The following is a 16,207-nucleotide window of genomic DNA, read 5'->3' as shown; positions in this document are numbered from 1 at the left end:
CCGTTCCCGGGCCGTCGCCTCACCGCAGGGATGGCAGGACGAGCGCCTCGGCTCCAGGGTCGGCTCCTGCCACCATCTGCCCCCGGCCCTGCGTGCCCAGCCGCCCGAGCAGCACGAGCCGCGCGTCCTGCGCGGCCTGGTCGCCGCGTCCCACGGCACCGCGCAGGCCGTCCCGGGCCTCGATGACCTCCTTGCGCAGAGTGGCGGGATAGGCGCCCTGTTCGGCGAGGCGGATGGTGTACAGCGCGGTACGGACCGCCGGGTCGATCCCCGTCAGGAGGTCGTCCACCTCTTCCGTGCTCGACAGCATCGCCTCGGTGTCCATCGCCTCACGTGCGTCCCTGACGGCCTCGGCCCCACGTCGCAGATCCTTCAGGATCGGCGGCGGCAGCAGTCCGCGGCCGCCCTCGGAGAAGATCCTGGCGCCGACTTCGGCGCTGCGAGCCCGCCGGCACAGCTCCAGGGTCCCGCGGGCGGAATCCAGCAGCCCGTCGATGGAACGGCCCACGCCTTCGCCTCGACCGAGGGCCGCGAGGTCGGCCGCGATCTCGCCGAGCGCGTCGCGTTCGGCGTGGGTGAGCTCATGCTCCCAGCTCCTCAGGAACTCGGCGTAGTCGTTCCGGAGCGCGGCGGCCTGCCGGCCGACGGCGAAGACCGTATGGCGCTGGAGGCGGGCGCTGCGCACGTCACCGGAGCCGATGCGGTACCGCAGGCCGATGGTCCGGTCGGCGTCGATCCGCACTTCCAGGGTGAGCGCCACATCGCCGCGGAGACCGTCCGGGTTCTCGTCGAGGTAGCTCCCGCAGAACTCGTTGCGCTCGGCGGACCTCACATGAGGCCCTTCCCAGAGGGTGAACGACACGGAGCTGCCGTGGGCGCCGCCACGGATCATGAGGTGGTCGATCCGCTGCCAGGGCGTCGGGTACGGGGTGCCTCCGGGGAAGAGGACCTCCAAGGTGCGATCGGCCAGTTGGATGCCGATGTCCTGGGCCGTGATCTGCTGGGGGAGGGCGGTGCCGAAGTCGCCGTCGCAGAACGAGCAGGCGCTGAGGCCGGGGGCGTTGACCATGGAGCAGCCGGGGCACTTCAGCCCGCCCGTGTCGAGCTGGGCGTCGCAGTCGAGGCAGACGGCCGCGGTGGCCGGATTGTCGTCCCGCCCGCATTCCCGGCATTCGGCGAGGGCGGCGGTCGGGGCGGCCGCGCGCAGCCCGGACAGGTCCGTGGCGCACACCGGGCAGGCGGAGGTGAGTTCGGGGGCGGGGACGTGACAGCCCGGGCAGTCGACCGTGTCCGGGCCGAGCAGGGTGGTGGCGCAGTCCGGGCACGCTTCGGAGCCCACGGGGATGCTCTCGGCGCCACAGCTCTCAGACGGGCAGTCGAGGGTGTCGAGGAGTCCGGCCTCCACCGCCGCGCCGTGGGCGACGGCCGTCATGGGGTCGACCGCGTCCGACACCTTCTCCTCGCCGAACTGCTCCTGGAGGCCGCGTCGGACGGCGGGAATGTATGTGGAACCGCCGACCAGGAGCACGCGTTGGACGTCCTCGGAGGTCGCGCTGTACTCCTTCAGCATCGTCTCGACGGTCTCCCGCATCCGTGCCAGGTGTCCGGCGAGAAGCTTCTCGAAGTCGGCGCGATGCACCGCTCCGGACCAGGAGCCGCCCTGGCGTCCGAGCGGGGAGAGGACCACGTCGGAGACGTCCTGCGCGGACAGTTCGACCTTCGCACGCTCGGCCGCGTTACGGATACGGAAGGAGTCGCCTTCGCCGTCGTGATCGCGTGCGTCCAACTGATCCCGCAGGTGACCGTCGAGCAGCGCGTCGAAGTCGGCGCCCCCGAGGAGGTTGTCCCCGCTCAGCCTGGCCACCGAGAAGTAGCCGGGGGCGAGCATCAGGAGCGACACGTCGAAGGTTCCGCCGCCCAGGTCGAAGACGAGCACGGTGGCGTAGTCCTTGAGGCCGTTCTCGCCCGGCCGGACACCGAAGGCGTGTGCGGCTGCGGTCGGTTCCTGCACGATCCGCGACACGTGGAATCCGGCGAGCCGCCCCGCTTCGCGCACCGCGTCGAACTGCGGCTCGGCGAAGTACGCGGGCACGGTGATCACCGCGCGCCGGAACGCCACTCCAGCCGCGTCCTCGGCGTCTTTCCTCAGCCGGCGGAGCAGAATCGCGGAGACCTGGACGGGGGAGAGGTAGTGCGCGCCGAGCCGGATCTCCACCGAACCGTCGGAGCCCTCCCGGACGGGCGGGGCGTCCTGGGGCCGCGACGCCAGCGCCTGCTTGACGAGCTCATCGTCCCAGCGACGCCCGATCAGCCGCTTGACCTCCGTGATCACGGCACGGGGGTCGCCCGAACGCCAGTTGAGGGCCTCCTGCCCGACGAGGAGAGCGCCGGTGGCGTCGATCCCGACGGCCGACGGAGTGGACCGGCCTCCGTCGCGGTTGGGCAGGACGACCGGCACTCCGTCACGCATCCAGGCCGTGACGGAGTTGGTGGTGCCGAGGTCGACGCCGAGTGTCCGGTGCATGCTGGGTGCTTCCTGATCGTCGTGTGAGGCACAGGCGGAGGGCGGAGGCGGGAGGGCGTACGGCTTACGGGTCAGCCGCGGCGGGAGCGGCGGTGCCGGGCCGACGGCTTGCGGGGCAGGCGCCGCTGGGACCGCGTGGTACGCCGGGGCTGGGACCGACCGCCTCCGACCGGGGATACGGAAGCCCGTTCCGGTACGGGCGTGGGTTCGGGGTCCGGTGCGGGCCCCGGCACCGAGACGACCACCTGCGCGGGCCGCAGGGTGGCGGAGCCGAGCCGAAAGCCGGTGACCCTCTCGTGAAGCACGGTTCCGTCCGGCCGGGTCGGATGCGGTTCCGTGCCGATGACCCGCATCTCGGCGGGGTCGGCCGGCCTGCCCACGACGTCCATCGGGCTGACGTCGTTGCGCGCGAACTCGCCGCGCAGCATCAGATGGGCCGCCTCGACCTGTTCCCCCAGCGCCAGGGCGGCCGACGCCGTCTCGCGGGCGGTCCGTGCCGTGTGCAGGGCGTCGGCCCGCCGTCGGGTGTCGGCCAGCAGGTCGTCCAGCGGCAGCAGCGAGCCCAGCAGGGTGTGCAGCCGGGCCTCGGCCTCGTCGCGCTTGGCGGACAGGGCGGCGACCCTGCGCCGCAGCTTGTCGAGCTCGGACGGCGGGCCGTCGGCGGGGGCGGTGGGCCCGGGGCCGGTCACGGGCGCTCCTCGGTGTGGCGACGGGGCAGGGGTGGAGTGAGCATCTCGGCGACGAGCGCTGCCACGGGGGTGTGGGAGTTCCGATCGGCCCGGCGGATCAGTTCACGCCGCACCGGGTCCTGTCGGCCCGCAGAGGTCACAGCGCGGCCGGCCTGTTTGCGCAGGACCAGGGGTGTGCTTCCAGGCGGCGTGCCTGGCACCAGCTCATGGAGGGTGGGACCGAACCAGGGGAGTGCGGGCAGGATGCTGTCCGTGGCCTTCGGGGAGGGCGTGCCGGTGGTCAAAAGAGGAAGTCCTGTTCATCGGGGGCCCGGCGGGGTCTGCCGGGAACGGGGCCGGGGCCGGGGCCGAAGAGGAAGCCCTGGGCAGGCAGCTCCGCGCCGACCTGCTCAGCGCAGGCGTGATCGCGCAGCGCCCCGCCGGGATCGCCCGCCCGTTCGCGGGCGCGGGCACGGTTCAGATAGGCGGCTTCCACGATCTGGTCGAAGCGGGCGCTGATCCCGGTTCGCATTCGGTCCAGGAGGAACAGCTCGATGACGTCGGTCGGGGTGCCCGTGGCCTCCAGGTGCTCGGCGAGGTGGACGAGCGCCGCTTCCAGTTCCTCGCCGCAGCGGTCCGGGGGCCGGGGCGTGACCTCCGAGGCCGTGTGCAGCAGCTCGACGCGGCGTTCCAGGTCGGCGCGGGTGCCGGAGTCGGAGCGCCGGGCCGCGGAGACCAGAAGATCCGAGAGCAGCCCGTCCACCCCCGGCCCGCCGTGCGACCAGGGCGGCTCGCCGTACCGGAGGCTCTCGCGTACGGCGCTCAGCGCCTCGTCCGTGCACCCGCGAGCGGCGGCGGCCACCGCCTGGTCCCGGTAGTGGTCGCCCAGCCACGACCGAGCCTCCGCGCAGTCCGGTTCCCGCGCGAGCAGGTCCAGGACCTCATCGACGGACAGCTCGCCCCCCGTGTACGTACCGTCGAGGACCTTGACCAAGTCCGCTCTCAGGTGACGGTCGAGGCCTGCGCGGGCGTCCGGGTCCCCGGCTGTCACCTCCAGGGCACGCACGAAGCGGCTCCGGCTTCGGGCGGGGTCGGAGAGGGCTCTCCTTTGGCCCTCCGCCACGAGTTCGGCGGTGAGCTCGGCAGCCAGCGTGGCGTCCCGGGGCAGCAGAGCATGGGCCTGTTCGAGCCCGGCGATCCGTGCAACCGGGGAGTCGCCGTGCCCGGTCCGGCTCCGCCCGATGTTCTTCCCCGCGTCGCGGACGGCCGCCCGCTCGTCTGCCACGAGCGTGTGCCCGAGCCACACTGCCGCGTCGAGGTCGGCGAGCGCCTCGCCCCAGTCGCGGGCCAGCGCCCGCTCCCGGCCCCGGTGCGCGATGGCCCGGGCCAGCGGTGCGGTGAGCGCGTCATGGCCGGGCAGATCGGCCGGCCACCCGTCGGCCTCAGGGTGGCGGGCTTCATAGGCGGCCAACAAGTCCGCGCCCCGGCGGTGGTCGACGAGATACCAGGCGGCTTCTTGAAGAGCGATCAGGGCAGGCGGTCCGGCGTCCGTGGGGATGCCGGCGAAGAAGACCGCACCACCCTCGCACTCGGCCTCCCAGGCCGTGCGCCAGGCGGAGAGGGTGTCCCGCCCGGCCCGTACGTCCAAGGCGTGCAACAGGTCGGCGACGCGCCCGCGCAGTTGGGCGCTGCCCTGCTCCCACAGCCCGTCGGCCACGGGTGCGCCCCGCCGTTCGGTGAGCAACGCGTGGAAGCCACCCATGTCCTCCTCGTCCAGGAGGTACGCCCACAGCACGATCACGATGGCCGCGACACCGGTATCGGTGTGCCGCCCCTCGCGCGCCAGCTCACGGAGTGCGCTGACGGCGAGCGAGTGAACGACTCCGGTCTCCGCCCCCTCGGGGTCGTTCGGACACCGCCGGACCGCTTCGGGCCAGTTGCCCGCCCGTCCGGCCAGCGCGCCGAGGAGAGCGTCGTACCGCACGGAGGCCGGGTAGGCGTCAGGTGCGCCGAACTCGGTGCGGAGCCGCTGCAGAAGCGGTCGTACGACATCGAACTCGGCGCGCCGGAACGCCTGCTCGGCGGCATCCAGCAGGGAGTCCGCCGTGATGGCCCGGTCGGCTCCACCGGTCTCCTCCATCAGCACGCGCTGCCGCCCCCTTGATCCCCCATGTACCGAAGGCCACCGTACGGAGGTGTGTTGGCGGCGTCAACGTGACTGATATGAGGTCATTGATCTTGGCGCGAAGTCGCCTTGAGGTGACGCTTTCGGCCGGTCCGGACGGTGTCTCCGGGCCGAAGAGGTCAGCACGGCCCGGACGGTCTTGCCGCTGGGCGGATACGGGACCGTCTCCCAGCTCTCGGCGAGCGCGGCGACGAGCGCGAGCCCGTACCCGGAGGTGGGGAGCGGACCTGACGGCGCTCCGCCCTCGCCCGGGGCCGAGGGCGGGGGCAGGAAGGGGGAGCCGGTCACCTCGGGCGTCGGTGACCTCCGTGCGGAGCACGCAGGCCACCGGGTCGAAGTCGAGGCGAGCCGGAAGGCGCGGCCCCGCACGTATCCGTGGACCACCGCGTTGGCGGCCAGCTCCGCCAGGACCAGCCCGGCACGCTCCGTGAGATCCGGCGGAGCGTCCCAGGGGCACAGCGCCGAGACGGTGAGCAGCCGGGCGAGCCGGGCCCCGCGGCGCGTGGACGACAGGAGCTGGCTGAAGCCGCACGCGGACGGGTCCAGTTGGGGAACGGGTCGGTTCAAGCGACCAGCGTGAAGCCCGGGCCCGACCGTGGGCGAGCACCGAGGCCCCGTACGCGGAGTCAGTATTCGGGCACGGGAGTAGGCGGTGCGGCAGGTGATCCGTCACGCTGAGTCGTGGCAACGGGCGACGCGATGACCGACGCGGACGCGGCACGAGGAAAGGGGCGGCGGATGAGCATCCCCGAAACAGGCCGTTCACGTACGGGACTCGAAGGACTTGGCCCGTCCGGACTTCGAGGTGGGACGCGCGGAGTGGGCACTCTTCGTGCGGTTCGTCGCGGGGACTGACCGACCGGTGGGCCGCTGTTGGCGCTGTACCTGCGGCAGCGCACTGTCCCTGCCTCAGGTGAGCGTGTTGCGCAGGTGTGGGCCCAGGTAGCCGACGTACACCTTCCCCGACCGGGGCCCGTCCTCGTAGAAGTGGAGGCGCGGGGCGACGGTGTTGCCTCCGCCGATCCTCACGTGGGCCTGCATGAAGACCTTGCCGTTCGGGTCGACCGTTCTGGGCACGGGAAGCATGCGCTCGCTGCGCAGTCTGCCGTTGTTGGCGACGTGGTCGGACTCCCGCATGGCCACCTTGGCCGTCGGGAACGGGGAGTCGCCGGACGCCTCGGACTTGCACCAGCTCAGGAAGTCACCGGCGGCTCTGCCGTCGGCCGAGGCCTCGGCGAAGTGGTTGAGTGCCAGGAGCCCGTCCCAGGCCACGGAAAGCCAGTTGTCCACGGACTGGCTGTCGAGCCCCCGGGTGGTCTTGGCGTTGCCCGTGAAGGCGATGAAGGGAAGCTCTTCCAGCCGGTCGAGCAGATCGGGGAAGGTCTCCGGATAGACGCGGGGCGCGGTGTCGACCGGGCCGTAGGCCGCCGCGAACTCTCCGGCCTCTTCCAGACGTTCGCGCAGGAAGCGGATGAGTCGCTGGGATTCCTGGAACTTGTCGTACAGCTCCTCGTTCTCCCCTCGCAGCTCGTCGCTTCCCCGCTCCGCGTTGTCGAGCTCCACGTACAGATCGTTGATCTCACTGACGCGGGCTGCCTCCGCCTGTTCCGCCTCGCCCAGGAGTGAGACCAAGGCGGTGTTCTCCCTCCGGAGCTGGGCGCTGTCCGCGCCGGCCGGGCTCGGCCGAAGGCGCATCCGCTGGAGCGAGACGCTCAGCAGGGCGGGGGGCAGCAGATGGCGCGAGGACAGCCGTTGGGGGAGGACCGCGAGGGCGGAGGCAGCCCGGCGGACGTCGGCGTCGATCGTCCGGCGGGACATCACGGGATGCCGCTGGGAGTCCGGCTTCCAGGCCGGCTCGAGGCCCGGCAGGTAGGTGCGGACGCCCCCGCCGAACACGGGGTGGAACTCCAGCACGGCGTTGAAGGCCGTCTGCGCCGCCGGTGTGAGGACGTACAGCACCGCCAGTCCATGGAGATTGCGGAACAGCGGTTCGACGACCGAGCGCGACCAGTCGTCCGGGTTCTTGCAGTACGGCACGGTGGCGATGACCACCGGCAGTCGGCGGTTGGCGTCGCAGAGCTCTTCGACCAGATCGTCGACCTCGTCGGCCTCGATGAAGGCCGGTGCGGTGGTGACGTCGGCCTGACCGTCACGGGCTTCCAGCGCGTCCAGGAGGGACCGGGCGATGCCTGGGGTGTTGGCGCGGGTGGGGAACTCGTCGGCCCGGGCGGGCTGGTGCTCGATGTCGACCTGTACCCAGGTGCGGCCCTTGTCCTGAGGAAGCCCGGAGCGCACGACGAGCGTCGACTGCCAGGTGCCCGAGGTGGCGGAGCGCGTCTCGCGCATGCGCCACCGGCTGTGCGCGCCGTTCCTGCCCGAATCGGAGTCGCGGTCGAGGGTCGCGTGGGCGGCGAGCTCGGTCCGTCCGTCGTCGAGCCCGGACGGGTCGTACCGCTTGGACTTGAGCCATTCGACCAACTCCCGCTCGGCTATCGCGCAGGTGTCCACGTAGTCCGCTGCGGTCGACACCACCATGCGGTATCCGCGTGGTTCCATGGATGGTCCTCTCTCGGGGATGTGCGACGTGAGGCGGTGCGCGTCAGGCGTCGTCGGCGGGCAGGGCGTTGACGAGAGCCCGGGCCCGGCTGAGCCCGTGACGCGCCTGCGCCCAGTGCTTGGTGTTGATCGCCGTACGAATCACCCCGAGGCCCTGCTGCAATACCTTGAGCCTCGCCGCCGGCCGCCAGGGCATCGGGAACTCGGCCCCGCTGGGCCCGGCGCTGCCCGACGGCGCGCGTACGCCAGTCCGCGCCGGCCGACAGGACGACGGATGTACGTGGGTCGCTGGTCTGGTTGAGGCGTACCACGGAGTGTTCAGCTCCTCGGGCGGGATCAGGCGTGGCGGGGCCGTGGCCGGGGGGCGGGGTGAGGCTGGAACGGTAGGCGCCGGGCTCGCCCTCCGTCACGTTGTCGCTGGTCATCGATGCATCTTCCGTGCTCGGGAGTTACACCGAACGTGTTGCAGTCCCGGCAACCGCTGGCACTGGCGGTGCTGACCTCGCCCGTGCCCGCGGCGCCCACACGCGGAAGCTTCCATGCCGGGAGGCCTATGGCCGCCCGACGACTACCCAGAGCGCATCGACATCGACGTTCTTGGGACGGTTGACATTGCTGCAGTGTTGGCTGCGACCGCCGGGCGTCAGGCGCGGTTCTGGTCCGCACCCAGCGGGCAAGCGGAGGCATCAAGCCCGCTGGGTCCTACGGGAGGAACCGCGTCAGAAGGGCTCCGTCATCTCCTCCATGAGTTCCGGCAGTTTACGCAGCTTGGACAGAGTTTGGTTGAGCAGGCGCACGGTCGCATCGGCCCGCTGTCGGCTGATGGGATGGTCGACGGACGCCGCGCGGCTCTGTTCCGCGAGGCGTCCGAGGAGTTCCCCGATCTCGGCGGAGGCCGCATGGAGGCCACGGATCTGTTCCTCTACCCGGACCATCAGAGCCTCGATGGTGAGAGGTTCCTCGGGGGAGGGGGCTGAACTGCCGCCCTCGTCGGGCTCATTGGTGGCCGGCATCGTGGACTGGACCGGGACTGCGGCGGTGAGCGTCGGCGCGGGAGAACGTGCGGGCGTTGATGTCACGAGTGAGAACGTTGGTGTCATGGATGAGGGCGCAGGCAGCGTAGGCGAAGGAAGGGGGGCAGGTACTGCCACTGTCGTTGCCAACGTTGGTGCGGATGCCACGGTCTTGCGGGGCCGGGTCCCTGTGTCCTTCGGGAATACGCTGTCGAACCAGAGCGGTGTCATCTCCCGTCCCGGCATCTCCTTGCCGGAGCCGCTAACGCGCCAAGGCCGCCGGTCCCCGGCGTCCATGGCTGCGGCCAGCGACTTCAGTACGCCAACCGCCATCATCCGGCTCTTCTCGTACCGAAGAGCCTGCAGGCAGTTCATGACGGTCCTGCGGGATCGGCGAACCCGTTCTCCCGCGTCGCCGATTACTTCCTGGCCGTCGAGCGATCCCCGATCTGCTTCGATGATGCAGAAGGAGGCAAGCCAGTGCGCCGCCCGATAGGACACCAGTTCGTCGAAGGCGTCGTCATCGGTGTCCGCGGTGGCGAGCAAGTCAGGCAGTCTGCGCCCGGAAAGGGCGATGCCTTCCCGGGCCCGCGTGGAGAAGACCTGGCCGACGCGCGGGTTCCATGGTGCCGGGTAGCTCTCGGAGGTCAGCGCGGACCATGTACGCGCCCGCTGGTTGATTTCCCCTGACTTGAGCTGGGACGGTGGGTTCTCGCTGAGCGCGCGCCGCAGTAGGTGACGCTTGTGCGGATCCACCGGAAACAGTTCCTGCAACAGCCGCATGGAGCGCAGGTCACGCAACTCCGAGACCGCCATGTCCGCCGATGCATCGGGGAGTTCACGGATCGGCGCGAGCCCGGAAAGGACCTCCGCTGTTTTCTCGTCCATGACTCGTTGTGCCACGTACATCCCGAGAACGCTCCGCCCCAGCGCGCGTGAGCGGTCGAGGGCGTCGAACTCCAGCGGCGGGTGGACGTGATCGCGCCGGTTGTTCATCTGCACGATGCGGTAGAGCCGCTCCGGAGTGGGGGTTCCGATCACCAGATGAGCATCTACCGCAGCGATGGCGGCGGCACGTCGCGCCCGTGAGCCGCTTGTGGGGTCCAGTTCACCGTCGTCCGCCTCCGCGAACTCCCTGTTGAGTACGGCAGAGAATTCAGGGAGCCAGTCACGAGGGTCGCAGATGATCTCGTCCCCCCCTCGCTCCAGCTTCTCTGCCGGAACGCCGGACAGCACTTCACTGGAGGTCAAACGAAAGATCGACTGTCGTTTCTGAGTTCGATTATTTCCTCGAACTGCCATCCAACCCCAATAGGCGTCCGGGTAACGGAGATTGCCGTCGGAGTCCCTTTCCGGGTTCTCCTCAATCCTCACTTGCTGGGCAACGTACATTCCAGGGTCCTGTTGCCCGTTGAGGACGAGGTCTTCCTCAAGATCGTATGGGCGGACGCGGTCCCGCCTCTTCAGCTCGTCCGCCGCGTCCTCAGCGTTCATGATCAATGTCTGTCGGTTCGTCATGACGCTTTCCAGCGCCGCGAAACAGGTCTCGTGTCCATCGTCGTCGACGCTCATCCACGGCCGGACCGAGGCCAGGGTGCGCTCGGTGCCTCGGTCGACCGTCGGGTCCGCGACGGAGCGCCAGATCGAGTTGATCCGCTCGTTATGCCCCCACAACACACCACCGACACCGTGCATTCGGACAACGGCAATGACCATGTCCCCAGCGTCAGTACAGATGCGTCGGACGGCGCTCGCCCTGAGCGTACGTACGCCGTGCGCATCGGGCTCGCTCAGACTTTGATCGGGATCAACGATGAAGGGGACGATGTTCTCCAGCGCGCCACGGGGTAGATTGACCCCCTCGGTCGCCAGCACGGCCTCGATCCAAGCCTCTTGATCCTCCCGGGAAACCGGAATCGGAAACGGCCCATTGACGGTGCCCTCGCTCATGCCTACCTCACATCATTCGGATTCCCGGAGATGTTCGCTAACCCATTCGATGCCCCTGTCTGCCCACCGGTAGACCGGATTTCCGGTCACCAGTGTGACCAGGACGAAGACGATCCGCAGGATAAGTAGCCGGTCCGCCATCCGCTCACGGCGCGCCAACCTAGCCTCGGTTTCGGCCAGCTCCCGCTCCTTGCGCCGGATCTTCTCGGCAGATTCATCGAAAGGATTGGCGTCATCTGGAGATGGAGGCACGGCTTGGACCCTTCGGGAAGGAGCGGCCGCGCGTCGACCCGTCGGCCAACATTCGCCCCGCGTAGGTGCGTTAGGAACAAGAAGGATGCTGGCATCGATAAGCAGGGGGTCGCCATGCTTATGTCATCGATTCACTAAATTGAGTGGAGGGTCGAACTTCTGTACCTCTCGGAGGGGGAGAGGTTGCGCCCCATTGCCGAGGTTAGTAAAAATGAGGCAACAGATGGCACCTCTGCGTAGGGTTGTCGACCTGGCGTGCGAGAGGGATTTCGGACGACTGGCAGGGTTGACGAATCAGCGAAACGATGGTAAGCGCCAGCTGTTGTAAGTAATGCAGATGAGGCGTCGCCCAGGGTCCTCAGCGGGATCGAGGTCTGTCGGGATTGCTCCGGTGGTGCCGAGGGCGGTCAGGGGCCTACGGCGGTCCTGAGCGGTGTGACGTAGGGCGTCGATATTGATGCGGCCGTCCTGGCCAGTGGTCGCTGAGGGCGGGGTTGCGCGGGTTGCCGGTAGACGCGCTCGGCGATGAGCCTGCTGCTGATGAAGTCCTGCCTCCAGCAGACGGCTTCAAGGGGCCGGCGGGCGCCGAAGAAGTCGAGGTGGGCGAAAGAGGCGGTCTTGCCGTGTCTGGTGTGATCACGGCGTCCGAGCTGTCCTGGATAGCGCTCTACGATCCCGTGCTTGCCAACCGTGAGGCGACCACCTCCACGAAGTGCTGCAGGACGGCGGGAGGCGGCGTCTGCGTCTCGCCGAAAAGGACCTCGGCCTGAGCCCGCAGTCTTGCAGCGGCTTGCCGGGCCGTTGATGTGGTGCCGATGGTCGACCAGACGTGGTCGGCGTGACACGAACGACATCAGATGTTGCGAGGTCGCTTCGGCGGCGATCCTCCGTAAAGACTGACGGGTACACAGGCATTTCTGGCGTACCGCTATTTATTCAAGATCATCTTGCGCATGCATTGCACAAGGTGCGGAAAGACAACAGAGATCGGCGGAGGGTGGTGAAGGTAGATATCCGCAGGTCAGCTGGCACATTGGGGTGTTGTGCCCCTTGCCCCCAAGGGGCACAACACCCCACCCGTCAGATGTCCCGGAAGATCTCGATCTGCGCGCCCACCGAGTTGAGCCGCTCAGCCAGTTCCTCGTAACCGCGGTTGATCACATAGACGTTGCGGAGTACGGAGGTGCCCTCCGCCGCCATCATCGCCAGCAGCACCACCACGGCGGGCCGCAGGGCGGGCGGGCACATCATCTCGGCGGCGCGCCAGCGGGTCGGGCCCTCGACCAGGACCCGGTGGGGGTCGAGGAGTTGGAGGCGGCCGCCGAGGCGGTTGAGGTCGGTGAGGTAGATCGCGCGGTTGTCGTAGACCCAGTCGTGGATCAGGGTCTGGCCGTGCGCGGCGGCGGCGATCGCCGCGAAGAACGGGACGTTGTCGATGTTGAGGCCGGGGAACGGCATCGGGTGGATCTTGTCGATCGGGGCCTCCAGCTTGGAGGGCCGGACCGTCAGGTCCACCAGGCGGGTGCGCGCGTTGTCGGCGGCGTACTCCGGGGTGCGGTCGCAGTCGACGCCCATCTCCTCCAGGACCGCGAGTTCGATCTCCAGGAACTCGATCGGCACCCGGCGGATGGTGAGTTCGGACTCGGTCACCACCGCGGCGGCCAGCAGGCTCATCGCCTCGACCGGGTCCTCGGAGGGGGAGTAGTCCACGTCCACGTCGATCTGCGGGACCCCGTGGACGGTGAGCGTCGTCGTGCCGACGCCGTCGACCCGTACGCCCAGCGCCTCCAGGAAGAAGCACAGGTCCTGGACCATGTAGTTGGAGGAGGCGTTGCGGATGACGGTCGTGCCGTCGTGGCGGGCGGCCGCCAGCAGGGCGTTCTCGGTCACGGTGTCGCCGCGCTCGGTCAGCACGATGGGCCGGTCCGGGGAGACGGACCGGTCGACCTGCGCGTGGTACAGGCCCTCCGTGGCGGCGATCTCCAGGCCGAACCGGCGCAGCGCGATCATGTGCGGCTCGATGGTCCGGGTGCCGAGGTCGCAGCCGCCCGCGTACGGCAGGGTGAACTGCTCCGTCCGGTGCAGCAGCGGGCCCAGGAACATGATGATCGAGCGGGTGCGGCGCGCGGCGTCGGCGTCGATCGCCTCCAGGTCCAGCTGCGCCGGCGGCACGATCTCCAGGTCCACGCCGTCGTTGACCCAGCGGGTGCGCACCCCGATGGAGTTGAGCACCTCCAGGAGCCGGAACACCTCCTCGATCCGGGCCACCCGGCGCAGGACCGTGCGCCCCTTGTTGAGCAGCGAGGCGCACAGCAGCGCGACGCAGGCGTTCTTGCTGGTCTTGACGTCGATGGCCCCGGAGAGCCGGCGGCCGCCGACGACCCGCAGATGCATGGGCCCGGCGTACCCGAGCGACACGATCTCGCTGTCGAGGGCTTCACCGATGCGGGCGATCATCTCAAGGCTGATGTTCTGGTTGCCGCGCTCGATGCGGTTGACGGCGCTCTGGCTGGTGGCGAGCGCCTCGGCCAGCTGGGTCTGTGTCCAGCCCCGGTGCTGACGGGCGTCACGGATGAGCTTGCCGATGCGTACGAGGTAGTCGTCTGACATGACGGCAGGTTATCTCAGATATGAGATGAGGCTGCTGTGGGGGTGTGCCGTTCGAGTGACGGGTGTGTACCGGGTCCGCGTGGGCGGCCTCCTCCCATGGTGGCCCGCGCCGGAGTGAAGGGCGCGGCCGACGCGTCCGTACGAGCTGCGTGGCCGCGCCCGTCCCAGCGCCCCGCCGCGCCCCCGCCTCGGCGTGCGGGGACGCGGCGGTTCACACCGTCGTTACGCCGATGGGGGGCCGGCCGGGCCGTCGGGCGTCGGGGCGTCGAGGACGGCGGCCACGGCTTCGATCTCGACGAGCTGGTCCGCGTAGCCGAGCACGGTGACGCCCATCAGGGTGCTGGGCACGTCGTGGTCGCCGAAGGAGTCCCGGACCACCTCCCAGGCGGCCACGAGATCCTCCTGCCGGGCCGACGCCACGAGGACCCGCGTGCTGATGACGTCCTCGATCGAAGCGCCCGCGTCGGCGAGCGCCGTCCGCAGGTTCTCCACGGCCTTCGCCGCCTGGCCCGCGTAGTCGCCCACGGCCACGGTCACGCCGTGCTCGTCGAGCGGACACGAACCGGCGAGGAAGATCAGCCGGGCCTCGGCGGGCGCGGTGGCCGCATAGGCGTACTCGGCCACGTCGGAGAGGGAACGGGAACGGATCAGTGAAACGGCGCTGGTGCGGGTCACGATGGGTGCGTCTCCTGGTGCTGGGGTCGGCTCTGGAGTACGCCATCCTTTCAGCGTGTTCCGCGTCCCGCTTCCTCATTATTCTCCCGATTCGAACGCGGGCCCCGCGCCGCCCACTTGGGCTCAGCACCTGGGCGAAGGGCGTCAGCGGCTCGGCGACCCGCCGGTGGTGAGCTCGTCCCGCGACTCCCGCGGCGACGAAAACCGGAGGCTCGGCGAACGGCGCGCCGTTAGGGTGGCCCGATGGCTCCGATCAGGCAGGTACAGATCACCTTCGACTGCGCGTCGCCCTCGCGCGTCGCCTATTTCTGGTGCGAGGTGCTGGGGTACGTCGTTCCGCCGCCGCCGGAGGGGTTCGCCACGTGGGGCGATTACGACCTCTCGCTGCCGCCCGAGAAGCGGGACGCGGGCTTCGCCTGCCAGGACCCCTCGGGTGTGGGCCCTCGGCTGTACTTCCAGCGCGTTCCCGAAGGCAAGGTGGTCAAGAACCGGGTGCATCTCGACGTGCGGGTCGGCACCGGGCTCGTGGGTGAGGAGCGCCTCGCCGCGCTGGAGGCCGAGTGCGCGCGGCTGATCCCGCTCGGTGCGGTGCGCGGAGAGCTGCTGCTCGCCGACGAGGAGAACGAGTCCTGCCTCAACATGCAGGACATCGAGGGCAACGAGTTCTGTCTCGACTGACAACCCCAGGCTCTGTGCGCGGGGCCCGGCCCGTCCGGCGGGCCCGCCGCACTACCGTGGCTCCGCATGACCGACTTCGAGATCGAGATCACGGCGGACCTGGTCCGCGGCCTGCTCCAGGAGCAGCATCCGGACCTCGCGCGGCTGGCTGTCCGCGAGGTCGAGGGCGGATGGGACAACCAGCAGTGGCGCCTCGGGGACGAGCTGGCCGTCCGCATGCCGCGTACGGAACGCGCCCCGGACCTTCAGCTCAAGGAGCGCCGGTGGCTGCCGGTCCTGGCTCCGCGCCTGCCGCTGCCTGTCCCGAACTCCGTGCGGGCGGGCGAACCGTCCGCACGCTTTCCGAAACCCTGGACCGTCATGACGTGGGTCCCCGGTGAGCCGCTGGACCGCACCTCGATCAGCCGCGGCGACCATGCAGCCGGTGCTCTGGCGGACTTCCTCCGGGCCCTTCACGTGGAGGCGCCCGTCGACGCGCCGGCCGGTTCGGACCGCGGTGGTCATCCCCGTGCGCACACGGAGGGATTCGACCACTTCTTCCACGCCGTCGTCCCCGACGGCATCGCCGACGAGGTCCGGGCCGTCTGGGACGAAGCCGTCGCGGCCCCGGGGTGGGAGGGGCCGCCGATATGGGTGCACGGTGATCTCCACCCCGCGAACGTCGTCGTGTCGGACGGGACGCTCTCGGGCGTGATCGACTTCGGTGACCTGTTCGCCGGCGACCCGGCGTGGGACCTCGCGGCCGCGTGGGTCGTCCTCCCCGCGGGCGCCGCCGCACGGTTCTTCGACGCGTACGGGCGTGCGGACGAGGCGATGATCCGGCGCGCTCGCGGGCTGGCCGCCATGAAAAGCCTGGTCCTCATGCTCATGGGCCGGAACGGGGACCGGGGGCTTCCCGGAGGCAAGCCGACCTGGGGGCCCGCCGGCCGGGCGGCACTCGACCGCGTTCTGCGTACGGCCGTGGTCTGAGTACCCCGTTCTGCGTACAGGCGTGGTCCGGGCGCCCTGTCCTGCCGCACGGGCGCGGTGTGGGCGAGGCGCTCAGCCGGTCGCGGTGAGCTGCCGCGCGAAGCGGCGTACGGCATCGGTGAAGGCG

General features: G+C 69.9%; 12 protein-coding genes and 1 pseudogene. 3 read left to right on the top strand and 10 right to left on the bottom strand.

The genetic code is table 11. The annotated features are described in order from the left end of the window. Nucleotides 1–19: 19 nt before the first annotated feature. The 5 genes from D581_RS1000000138940 to D581_RS1000000139515 all read right to left on the bottom strand — a co-directional run bounded on the left by D581_RS1000000138940 (nucleotide 20) and on the right by D581_RS1000000139515 (nucleotide 5,944). Nucleotides 20–2,524, bottom strand: a complete 2,505-nt coding sequence (locus D581_RS1000000138940) for an Hsp70 family protein (RefSeq protein WP_018956955.1) — start codon at nucleotides 2,522–2,524, stop codon at nucleotides 20–22. Between the two features lie 71 nt (nucleotides 2,525–2,595). After that, on the bottom strand, nucleotides 2,596–3,213 hold the full coding sequence (locus tag D581_RS1000000138935; RefSeq protein WP_018956954.1) for a nucleotide exchange factor GrpE: 618 nt from the start codon (nucleotides 3,211–3,213) through the stop codon (nucleotides 2,596–2,598). After that, entirely contained in the window at nucleotides 3,210–3,497 is a 288-nt protein-coding gene (locus D581_RS0109210) for a hypothetical protein (RefSeq protein WP_018956953.1), read from the bottom strand. Before D581_RS0109210 ends, D581_RS1000000138935 begins: the two co-directional genes overlap by 4 nt. Further along, nucleotides 3,494–5,338 carry a hypothetical protein gene (locus D581_RS0109205; RefSeq protein WP_018956952.1) on the bottom strand — a complete coding sequence of 615 codons (1,845 nt, stop codon included), beginning with the start codon at nucleotides 5,336–5,338 and terminating at the stop codon, nucleotides 3,494–3,496. The genes D581_RS0109210 and D581_RS0109205 overlap by 4 nt, the downstream gene beginning before the upstream one ends. Nucleotides 5,339–5,401: 63 nt before the next feature. Next, nucleotides 5,402–5,944, bottom strand: a complete 543-nt coding sequence (locus D581_RS1000000139515; protein WP_158688591.1) for an ATP-binding protein — start codon at nucleotides 5,942–5,944, stop codon at nucleotides 5,402–5,404. Nucleotides 5,945–6,140: 196 nt separating this feature from the next. Between D581_RS1000000139515 and D581_RS1000000139510 the strand changes: the two are divergent. Continuing rightward, nucleotides 6,141–6,323: pseudogene (locus tag D581_RS1000000139510) on the top strand (DUF397 domain-containing protein); the annotation flags it as partial. Here the strand turns inward: D581_RS1000000139510 and D581_RS0109195 are convergent. From D581_RS0109195 to D581_RS0109175, 5 genes are all read right to left on the bottom strand, one after another. Then, on the bottom strand, nucleotides 6,287–7,933 hold the full coding sequence (locus tag D581_RS0109195; protein ID WP_106434361.1) for a hypothetical protein: 1,647 nt from the start codon (nucleotides 7,931–7,933) through the stop codon (nucleotides 6,287–6,289). The pseudogene D581_RS1000000139510 and the gene D581_RS0109195 sit on opposite strands and share 37 nt — an antisense overlap. A 719-nt stretch (nucleotides 7,934–8,652) precedes the next feature. Next, nucleotides 8,653–10,896, bottom strand: a complete 2,244-nt coding sequence (locus D581_RS0109185; protein WP_018956949.1) for a hypothetical protein — start codon at nucleotides 10,894–10,896, stop codon at nucleotides 8,653–8,655. Between the two features lie 12 nt (nucleotides 10,897–10,908). Then, a complete protein-coding gene (locus D581_RS1000000141250) occupies nucleotides 10,909–11,148 on the bottom strand; it encodes a hypothetical protein (protein WP_158688590.1) in 240 nt (79 codons plus the stop codon). A gap of 1,080 nt (nucleotides 11,149–12,228) precedes the next feature. Continuing rightward, entirely contained in the window at nucleotides 12,229–13,758 is a 1,530-nt protein-coding gene (locus tag D581_RS0109180) for a helix-turn-helix domain-containing protein (protein WP_018956948.1), read from the bottom strand. A gap of 222 nt (nucleotides 13,759–13,980) precedes the next feature. Further along, on the bottom strand, nucleotides 13,981–14,433 hold the full coding sequence (locus D581_RS0109175; protein WP_018956947.1) for a RidA family protein: 453 nt from the start codon (nucleotides 14,431–14,433) through the stop codon (nucleotides 13,981–13,983). 243 nt (nucleotides 14,434–14,676) lie between these two features. Here D581_RS0109175 and D581_RS0109170 point away from each other — a divergent pair, with 243 nt between their 5' ends. Together D581_RS0109170 and D581_RS0109165 are read left to right on the top strand one after the other, a co-directional pair. Then, entirely contained in the window at nucleotides 14,677–15,111 is a 435-nt protein-coding gene (locus D581_RS0109170) for a VOC family protein (RefSeq protein ID WP_018956946.1), read from the top strand. 66 nt (nucleotides 15,112–15,177) lie between these two features. After that, nucleotides 15,178–16,080 carry an aminoglycoside phosphotransferase family protein gene (locus tag D581_RS0109165; RefSeq protein WP_018956945.1) on the top strand — a complete coding sequence of 301 codons (903 nt, stop codon included), beginning with the start codon at nucleotides 15,178–15,180 and terminating at the stop codon, nucleotides 16,078–16,080. The last annotated feature ends 127 nt before the right edge of the window (nucleotides 16,081–16,207 follow it).

This window comes from Streptomyces sp. CNB091 (assembly GCF_000377965.1).
Note: the sequence above shows the minus strand (reverse complement) of the source record. Positions and strands in the feature narration are given on the sequence as shown.